This window comes from Fibrobacter sp., from assembly GCF_017551775.1.
Lineage (GTDB): Bacteria > Fibrobacterota > Fibrobacteria > Fibrobacterales > Fibrobacteraceae > Fibrobacter.
This window is the reverse complement of sequence record NZ_JAFZKX010000006.1, coordinates 60,792-68,815: the sequence shown is the minus strand read 5'-3', so window position 1 is coordinate 68,815 and position 8,024 is coordinate 60,792. Positions and strand designations below refer to the sequence as shown.

The 8,024-nt window shown below is 56.3% G+C and carries 8 protein-coding genes; all 8 read right to left on the bottom strand.

What is annotated here, in order from left to right:
• Positions 1-261: 261 nt before the first annotated feature.
• Positions 262-1,485 carry a beta-ketoacyl-ACP synthase gene (locus tag IK012_RS00605; protein ID WP_290949308.1) on the bottom strand — a complete coding sequence of 408 codons (1,224 nt, stop codon included), beginning with the start codon at positions 1,483-1,485 and terminating at the stop codon, positions 262-264.
• Entirely contained in the window at positions 1,485-2,213 is a 729-nt protein-coding gene (fabG, locus tag IK012_RS00600; RefSeq protein ID WP_173384092.1) for a 3-oxoacyl-ACP reductase FabG, read from the bottom strand. Before fabG ends, IK012_RS00605 begins: the two co-directional genes overlap by 1 nt.
• Positions 2,214-2,245: 32 nt before the next feature.
• Positions 2,246-2,719 carry a thioester dehydrase gene (locus tag IK012_RS00595; RefSeq protein WP_290949305.1) on the bottom strand — a complete coding sequence of 158 codons (474 nt, stop codon included), beginning with the start codon at positions 2,717-2,719 and terminating at the stop codon, positions 2,246-2,248.
• Between the two features lie 4 nt (positions 2,720-2,723).
• Positions 2,724-3,917 (bottom strand): beta-ketoacyl synthase N-terminal-like domain-containing protein, encoded by a 1,194-nt coding sequence (locus IK012_RS00590; RefSeq protein ID WP_290949304.1) that lies wholly within the window; start codon positions 3,915-3,917, stop codon positions 2,724-2,726.
• Positions 3,914-4,504, bottom strand: a complete 591-nt coding sequence (locus IK012_RS00585) for a DUF3261 domain-containing protein (RefSeq protein WP_290949302.1) — start codon at positions 4,502-4,504, stop codon at positions 3,914-3,916. The genes IK012_RS00590 and IK012_RS00585 overlap by 4 nt, the downstream gene beginning before the upstream one ends.
• Before the next feature lie 22 nt (positions 4,505-4,526).
• Entirely contained in the window at positions 4,527-6,818 is a 2,292-nt protein-coding gene (locus IK012_RS00580) for an MMPL family transporter (RefSeq protein WP_290949300.1), read from the bottom strand.
• A 66-nt stretch (positions 6,819-6,884) separates the two neighbouring features.
• Positions 6,885-7,580, bottom strand: a complete 696-nt coding sequence (locus IK012_RS00575; RefSeq protein WP_290949297.1) for an outer membrane lipoprotein carrier protein LolA — start codon at positions 7,578-7,580, stop codon at positions 6,885-6,887.
• Positions 7,577-8,017, bottom strand: a complete 441-nt coding sequence (locus tag IK012_RS00570) for a thioesterase family protein (RefSeq protein ID WP_290949295.1) — start codon at positions 8,015-8,017, stop codon at positions 7,577-7,579. Before IK012_RS00570 ends, IK012_RS00575 begins: the two co-directional genes overlap by 4 nt.
• Positions 8,018-8,024 lie beyond the last annotated feature (7 nt).

Sequence of the window (8,024 nt, the reverse complement as noted above, 5' to 3'; positions counted from 1 at the left end):
TACGGCGAAAGCGGCGGCACGCCTCATCGAGAAGTTGGGCGGCAAGGTGGAAATGCTCCTGTTCGTCATCGAGCTCTTCGACCTGCATGGCCGCGACGTACTGAAGGGCTACAACATCGAGACGCTCACGAGATTCCCGGGGCACTAGGACACCCGCCGCACAGACGCCACCGCGCATCAAAAAAAGCATCCAAAAGCAAAAGGGCCGCAAAAGCGGTCCTTTTACAGTTAGATTGCAACCCCGTCGAGGAGGCCGCGGAACTACACGCGCTTGAAGATGAGCGACGTGTTGATGCCGCCGAACGCGAAATTGTTGGACATGAAGTATTCCACATCCATTTCGCGGCCGGTTCCCGTAATGTAGTCCAGCGGAGCGCATTCGGGATCGACTTCCTTCAGGTTCAAGTTCGGGCTGAACCACTTGCGGTTCATCATGTGGATGGCAAGCCAAGCTTCGATTCCGCCGCAGGCACCAAGCGTGTGACCGATGTAGCTCTTCAAGCTGGAGAGCGGGACCGCGCGCTGCTTCAGGGCGTTGTAGGTCGCCCAGCTTTCGGCAATGTCGCCATGGTGCGTCGCCGTGCCGTGACCGTTCACGTAGCCAATCGCATCCGGAGAGATTCCCGCATCTTCAATCGCCAACTCGAGCGCATGCTGCATGGTCTCTTTCTTGGGCTGCGTAATGTGTTCGCCATCGGTGTTGGAACCGAAACCAATGAGTTCCGCGTAAATCTTCGCGCCGCGAGCCTTCGCATGCTCGTATTCTTCGAGAATAAGGCAGCCGGCACCTTCGCCAATCACGAGGCCGTCGCGGTTCTTGTCGTATGCGGCCGGAGCGAGTTCCGGATGGTCGTTCATGACGCTCGTCGCAAACAAAGTATCAAACACGGCAGATTCCGTCGGGCTGAGTTCGTCGGCACCGCCCGCAATCATCACGTCCTGCTTGCCGTACTTGATGAGTTCGTACGCCTGGCCAATCGCGAGGCTTCCGCTGGTGCAAGCCGTATTCGTCGTCACGAGACGGCCGGTAAGGCCGAGCACCACGCTGATGTTCACCGCACAGGTCTGCGGCATCGAGCGAATGTAGGTCGTAGCCTTGATGTTGGAGCAGTCATACGTATTGAGCATCGAGAAGAACTCGAGCAGCGGATCGATACTACCCATCGAAGAACCGTAGGCGACGCCCATGCGGCCAGACTTCATCAGGGCTACTTCACCCGTAAGCCCGGCGACTTCGAGCGCTTTGTCGGCAGAGAGGAGGCCCATCACCGCCACGCGACCGGCACCGCGGATTTTTTTGCGGGGGTACTGCGGAAGCGGTTCAAGAATCGGGGCGGCCAAGCGAGTATTCATTTGCTTGTAGACATCCCAATCGTTCATACGGACGACACGGTTCTTAAAAGACTTCAGGCCATCGAATGCGGAATCAGCATCAAAACCAAGAGACGAAATGCACGAACCACCAGTAACAACTACACGGCGCATTAGGCGAGGCCTCCATTCACAGAAATCACCTGACGGGTAATGTAAGCGGCCCCTTCAGAAAGCAGGAACACCACCGTGGCAGCCACTTCTTCGGGCTTGCCCACGCGCTTCATGGGAATCGCGGGCAGAATCATGTCGAGCGGAGCATCCTTGATCATTTCGGTTTCAATGACGCCCGGAGCGACGCTGTTCACCGTAATGCCGCGGCTTGCAAGTTCGGTAGCAAGCGCCTTGGAAGCACCGATGAGACCGGCCTTCGACGCGCTGTAGTTCACCTGGCCACGGTTGCCAATAACACCCGACACGGACGAAATCGTCACGATGCGGCCCCTGCGCTTGCGGCACATGGGCATGACAATCGGGTGGAGCACATTGTAAAAACCGTTCAAGTTCGTATCGATAACCTTGTCCCAGTATTCGTCGGTCATGGCGGGGAAAGCCGTGTCGGCACAGACACCCGCGTTCGTCACCACACCATAGTACACGCCATTTTCTTCGATATCTTTTTCGAGCACAGCCTTGCACTGTTCGCGGTCGCGGATGTTGAACTGCAACAGGCGAACGGAGCCGCCCTGTTCACGAATTTCGTTCGCCATCTGCTCGACCGGAGCGGCATTCCTGTTATAATGAGCTACAACTTCGTAACCCGCCAACGCGACAGCCTTAGCAATGGCAGAACCGATTCCGCCGCTTGCGCCCGTAATCAAAACACTCTTCTTATTTTCCATATAGCACAAATATAATAAAATGGTATGTGATATCAGTTCATCTTCAGGATCGACATGGGATCATCGACTTCGACCGTACAGAGCGAAGCCGAAACCGCGAGCGTGTCGCCCACATAGACCGCGCCGTCAAACGTCACGGCCATGTCGACGCGCATCGTCTGCTTGACGCGGATCCTCACGACATCGCCCGCCTTGAACACGGGCACGAGCAGTTTGCAATTCGACACGCTCATGATAAAGCCTTCCCTCGGTTTTTGCCCGAGGGTACGACCGTAAACGCCAGAAAGCGCAGATATGCTCTGGGCCATGTATTCAAAAGCGACATACGAAGGCACTCCCTGCCTATCGTCCCTGTAGAACATGCAACTCTCGTTGATGTCCACCTCCGTTTCGATGGAGACTTCATTTAAGTCGTGGCGAATGACGCGGTCGAGCAAAAGCATCTTGCCCGCATGGGGGACAAGTTCACCGACCTCGCTTCTCGTCTTGAATTCGGGAGTATCCATAAATCTATTCCTTAGCAACAATTAAAGAGACATTGCAACCGCCAAAAGCAAAGGAGTTGCTGATACAGTACTTAAGCCCATCCACCGATTCGCCCGGCTTCACGAGCTTCACCTTCGGGAGTTTCGGGTCTTCGCAGCCATCGAAGAGGTGCGCCGGAAGGACTCCCCCGTTCTCGAGCGCAAGGCAGCAGAACGAAGCCTCGAGCGCGCCTGCCGCACCGAGCGTGTGCCCCGTGAGCGCCTTCGTGGAACTTGCCGGAGTATTCTCGCCGAAAAGGCGATTGACGGCGACAGCCTCCATGGAATCGTTCAGGCGAGTACCCGTTCCATGTAAATTAACATACCCGATAGAACCGGCGTCGAGTTCCGCATCGGCAAGGGATGCCTTCATGGCCTGGTAGGCACCTTCGCCATCGGCGCGGGGAGCGGTAATGTGGTCGGCATCCGCACTTTCACCGAAACCCACCACAGAAAGCCCGGCAGAACCTTCGGCCTGCAGGTCTTCGCAACGTTCGCGCGTCACCAGGAAGAACGCAGCGGCATCGCCGAGCGTGAGGCCGGTGCGGTTCGCGCTGAAGGGATTCGTGGGCCTGTCGGACATGGCCTCGAGCGAGGCGAAACCCAAAATGACCGAACGCGAGGCGATATCGACACCCCCGACAATGGCGGCATCGCAGTTGCCCGCATAAATGTTGTTGCGCGCCGAAACGAAAGCGCTTGCGCTCGAAGCGCACGCCGTCGAATGCACCGAAAGCATCCCGGTTATGCCGAAGCGTTCGGCGATATAGCGGGCAGGGAAATCGGCTGACTGGTAATCAAGCACGTAGCCTTCGGGGTACGCGCCCGTTTCCCTAAAGCACTTGAGGGCACTGAGCGAAGCCTCGGAACCGTTGTCGCAGGAACCGATAAAAATACCGATGCGGTCCGCGCCAAACTTTTTTACCGCACGGGCGATGGAACCTTCCATCTGGTCGAGCACCGCCTGCGACAGGCGATTCACGCGGTTGTCGTATTTGGACAAGGCGACCGGAGGAAGCGACTCGGGATCGATTGTCGCGGCGGGGCGCATCACGCCGGCCACATCATAGATTGTAAACTCGCCACGGGTACCATTCTTCAACTTTTCAAAAACGGTCTTCTTGTCACCGCCCAAAATGCAGTGCATGGCAAAATCATTGATGTATAGAGGCTTTCTCAATTTTCCTCCCCCAGCGTAATATGGTAACTGTAGTGGCGCAGAACGTTCTCCAGGTGAATTTCGCGGCCCGACTTGCGCGCCGTCAAAATCGTCTTGCCATTATCGGAAAGCGTGCGGACAAAATCAGCATCGCCGGAGCGCGTCTCGGAAAAAGCGAAACCGGCCTGCTCGAAATTTTTCCGGAGGGCGTCGAACGGATAGAAGCAAATCTGGAAATCGGCGACGAGGTATTCCGTCTTGAGTTTCGCGACATCCATCACGGAACTTTCGGCCTTGACGGAATCGCTGGCATAGGTGATTTCGCCGAGAGTCGTCCCGAATCCGGTAAAAAGGGTAATAGAAAGAACGCTGTCGTTCGCGCGCACCCAGGAATCGGCCTCGAAAGAATCGTTTGATCCGTCGGGCTTCACGAAGTTCCCCTCGATACGCTGCGGCATGTCGATACGCAAGGTCATCGCGGATGTCGGCAAAAGCGAAACAGCACGACCATCGGAATAGAATACGGGCGATGTCCCCGGCACCTGATGCGTGTTATGGCAAGCGACAAGTAAGAAGAACGTTGCGCAGAATAATATGGATTTTACCATGGTGCCGACAAATTTAGAAAAATCAATCCCGACTAAAGGGAGACAAGACAAAGCAGCACCATATTCCAAGCAGCACCGAAAGCCCGAAGGTGGAAACAGGCACGAAACTGCTGAAGGAAAGGCTCCCGAAAGAAATGAGCGTCGTCGCCGCCGAAAGCATCACGGCAAGCGCCGTCACGAGTCCGCGGGTAGCGCCTTCCTTGAAGAAGAGCGCATAGTCGATACCGATACCGAGCGTCAGGATGACACCCACGATGGCGAAGAAATTAAACGGAATCCCGCAATAGCCGAACACCGCCGCGATAAAGATGCACGAGAGGACCGGAGCGCGGATAATCCGGAGCGCAGGGACAAACCCGTAGACAAAGACCAGGACCAGGAACACGACCGCATACGCAATCGCCACAAGGAGGAGCGCCACGCGGGAAAGCTGCGTGAGCGTCTCGTTCACGTTTTCCATCTTGTTCACCGCATACACATGGGGCAATTCGGCGGCCTGCTTGCCGATGTCGAAACCCGCGGCGACATGCAACGGGAATACGGCACTGTAAAAACGTCCGTCCACCTCGCCTATCCAGAGCATATCGAGGATGCTCGCGAAAGACGAAGGAATCTTCGAGGAAGGTTCCAGATACGCAGGAGAGGCGAAACCCGATTCAAAGAGGGAATCGCCCGGAACGTTCAGGCTTTCCAGGAGTTCTTGCAGGGCCTGCGAATGGCGAAGCGACTGCATGCCTTCGAAAGTTTCCTGCTGCGTCTTGACGGAAGGGATATACGAACTTGTCGCAAGGAACCCGCGCATCAGGGAATCCTTCACCGCTACCTGCAAGCGTGCAGAAAGGGCTTCCTCGTTTTCCAGGAGTTCCTGTTCCGACGAGCCTTCCACAATAAAGTAATTCGCCGAAATTCCCAGGTTGTTAAGCCGCGCGTTCAGAGCCTCGGAACGCTTGAGACTTTCGCTCATCGAATAGAGCGTGCGCATGTCGGTATGCACATCCAGCTTCAACACGCCGGGCACGAGCACGAGGGCGAAAACGATACCGGCAATACGCACCCAGCGCGGCGGGAACCTGTCGTACACGCGAAGGAAGAGTTCCGGAATCCGCGTCGGAAGAGGACGCTTGCCCTCCGCGGCATGCGAAGGCAGCGGAAGATTCGGGAACAGGAGCACGATTGTCGCAAAAGAGCTCGCAAGCCCGACTATCGAGAACACGGCCATCTGGCGCAACAGCGGGAAATCGGCGAAGGTGAGCGCGATGTAGCTGAATTCCGTCGTCATGAAGCCGAGGAGAAGCCCCTTGAGAATATGGTGGCGTTCCGTAAAGAAGTGTATCGCGTAGTCGATACTCACGCCGATAACGCTCGTACCGAACACGAACGTGAAAATATGGATGCTCCCGAACACGGCCCAGGTACCCGAAAGGGCAGCGCATATCGCCACGCCGATTGCAAAAAACGTCGACACGATGGGGATTGGCGTGCGGAACACCCAGAGCAGCAAAAGCAGGATGAGCGCCATGGACACGCCCGAAATCCAGGCCACTTCGGACTGCGCGTTCTTGGAACTCTCGTAACTGTGGAACGGCACGCCCGACTTTTCGACGAGCAGGCCTTCGTGAACGCGCTGCAGCGAATCGAGCACGCGGTCGAGGCGTTCCAGCACATGGCCGCTGGAAGCCATCGCGGAAGTATTCGCCGCAAGGGAGGCGCTCCACATGACGTAAGTGACCGCGGAATCCTCGGCGGCAAGGACACCGTCGCGAAGCGTGAAACGCCCGTTCATGAGGGGCGAATTCAGCGTGAAATGTTCAAAAGCCTCGTCGCCCAGCAGGAAGGGGTCTTCTTCGACCCGACTCAAGTCGGCAAGCGAGAACGCGCCATAGACCTTCTGGAGCGCGTTGTCCTTGAGGGTCGCCGCATCCCCCTGCTTCAGCAGGTCACGGACCGCATTTCCCTGCAGTACATAACGGTACCCGAAATAGAAATCGCGAAGTTCCTGCATCGAGGCATCGCCGACCCGCAAGCGGGTCTCGGCAAGCGAACTATCCCCGGCGAAAATCCCTTCGAGTTCGCTCGCCGCGGATTTCGCCACCGCGAAATCGCGATGCCCAAGCAATACGGTCAGGTTCCGCATCGAATGCGCGCTCAGGGCCTTTTCCGCTTCCGCGACATTCCTGAATTCGCTCGAATCCGGCAAAACCGAATACAGATCGGTCTCGATATTCCAAGGCAGCAAGAGCCCAAGCAACACGAAGGCGGCGTGTATCGCCACCCACAATATTACCGAAGCTACTTTTTTTCGCGTACCTTTCATATCCAATTTTTCTCCCGGATGGCGGCCACATCGCGGGCCCAATACGCCCCGACCGCCACGACGGTTTTATTTCGCAGATTTCAGTTTCAAAAAACGGAGAGCAAGCTTGTCGAACGGAGCGTTCACCGATTCAAGATCCTTGAAATGCGCCTGGGCAGAGAACTCGTACACCACGGTATTCCCTTCCCCATCGACAATCGTCACCTTTTCAAGTTCCGTACGCCCCGTAAGGGTAATCGACGCTATAACGCGAGCGACAGCGTTTTCCTTGGGGACAAGCCCGATATCGAAACCGGCAGCCTTCTTTTCAAAAAAGAGCTTGAAGTTGCGATCCAGTTCGTCGAACTGTCCCGAAAATACCGACTGGATGGTCTTCGAGAATTCCGCGAACACCGGATTGTCCTTCGCCGACATCGTCTTCTTCGTATCGCGCGAAAGATCCCACTGGACAATGGAATTGTCGCCCACCCAAAGCACCGACGGGAACGGCTTCTGCGTATCCCAGAGGATTCCCGAGACGCGGTCGATGGCAAAGGAACCTGTCGAAACGAATTCGCGGTTCAGCTTCGTAATCGTGCGCGTCTGCTTGAAATTCCCGACCGTAAGCGGACTTTCGGTGAGGACCTTCATCGACTGGAGCATCGCGGGCTTCGATTCCGCCGAAAGCGGCTTCTTGTAAACACCGGCGGCATCCCCAGCCCCCGCGAATGCGAGAACCGCAGAAAGCGCGAGCAGGCCTATCCCTCTAGCGATACGTCTCATGCCGCAGTCTCTTCCTCGGCGAGCGCCGCACGAACGCGTTCGATAAAGCACTGCGGGCAGCCCATCATCGATTCGCGCTTGTTCATGTCGACAGCCATCTGCATGCTTTCGGCACGGGTCAAAAGTACGCCCGTCTCGGCGTCAAAGAACTTGTACGAAAGCTTCATGCAGACTTCGTATTCTTCGAGCGTGACCTCGGCGCGGATGCGCTGCATAAAGATCATCGGGCGAAGATACTTTATATGCATATCGACCACGGGCCAGGCGTACCCGCTCTCTTCCATGGCGAAGTAATCGTACTTTATCTTGGTGAGGAGGGCGCAGCGGGCAATTTCCATGTACTTCACGTAGTTGCCGTGCCATGCCACCTTCATCGAATCCACATCGTAGAATTCGACCTTGAACTCGACCGTTTCCTTGAGTTTCTTTTCTGCCATGACGTTA

What these genes read in the sequence shown, in the direction of transcription:
- IK012_RS00570 (WP_290949295.1), bottom strand. Translation starts at nt 8,017, where the DNA reads ATGGCAGAAAAGAAACTCAAGGAAACGGTCGAGTTCAAGGTCGAATTC.
- IK012_RS00605 (WP_290949308.1), bottom strand. Translation starts at nt 1,485, where the DNA reads ATGCGCCGTGTAGTTGTTACTGGTGGTTCGTGCATTTCGTCTCTTGGT.
- fabG (WP_173384092.1), bottom strand. Translation starts at nt 2,213, where the DNA reads ATGGAAAATAAGAAGAGTGTTTTGATTACGGGCGCAAGCGGCGGAATC.
- IK012_RS00585 (WP_290949302.1), bottom strand. Translation starts at nt 4,504, where the DNA reads ATGGTAAAATCCATATTATTCTGCGCAACGTTCTTCTTACTTGTCGCT.
- IK012_RS00580 (WP_290949300.1), bottom strand. Translation starts at nt 6,818, where the DNA reads ATGAAAGGTACGCGAAAAAAAGTAGCTTCGGTAATATTGTGGGTGGCG.
- IK012_RS00595 (WP_290949305.1), bottom strand. Translation starts at nt 2,719, where the DNA reads ATGGATACTCCCGAATTCAAGACGAGAAGCGAGGTCGGTGAACTTGTC.
- IK012_RS00575 (WP_290949297.1), bottom strand. Translation starts at nt 7,580, where the DNA reads ATGAGACGTATCGCTAGAGGGATAGGCCTGCTCGCGCTTTCTGCGGTT.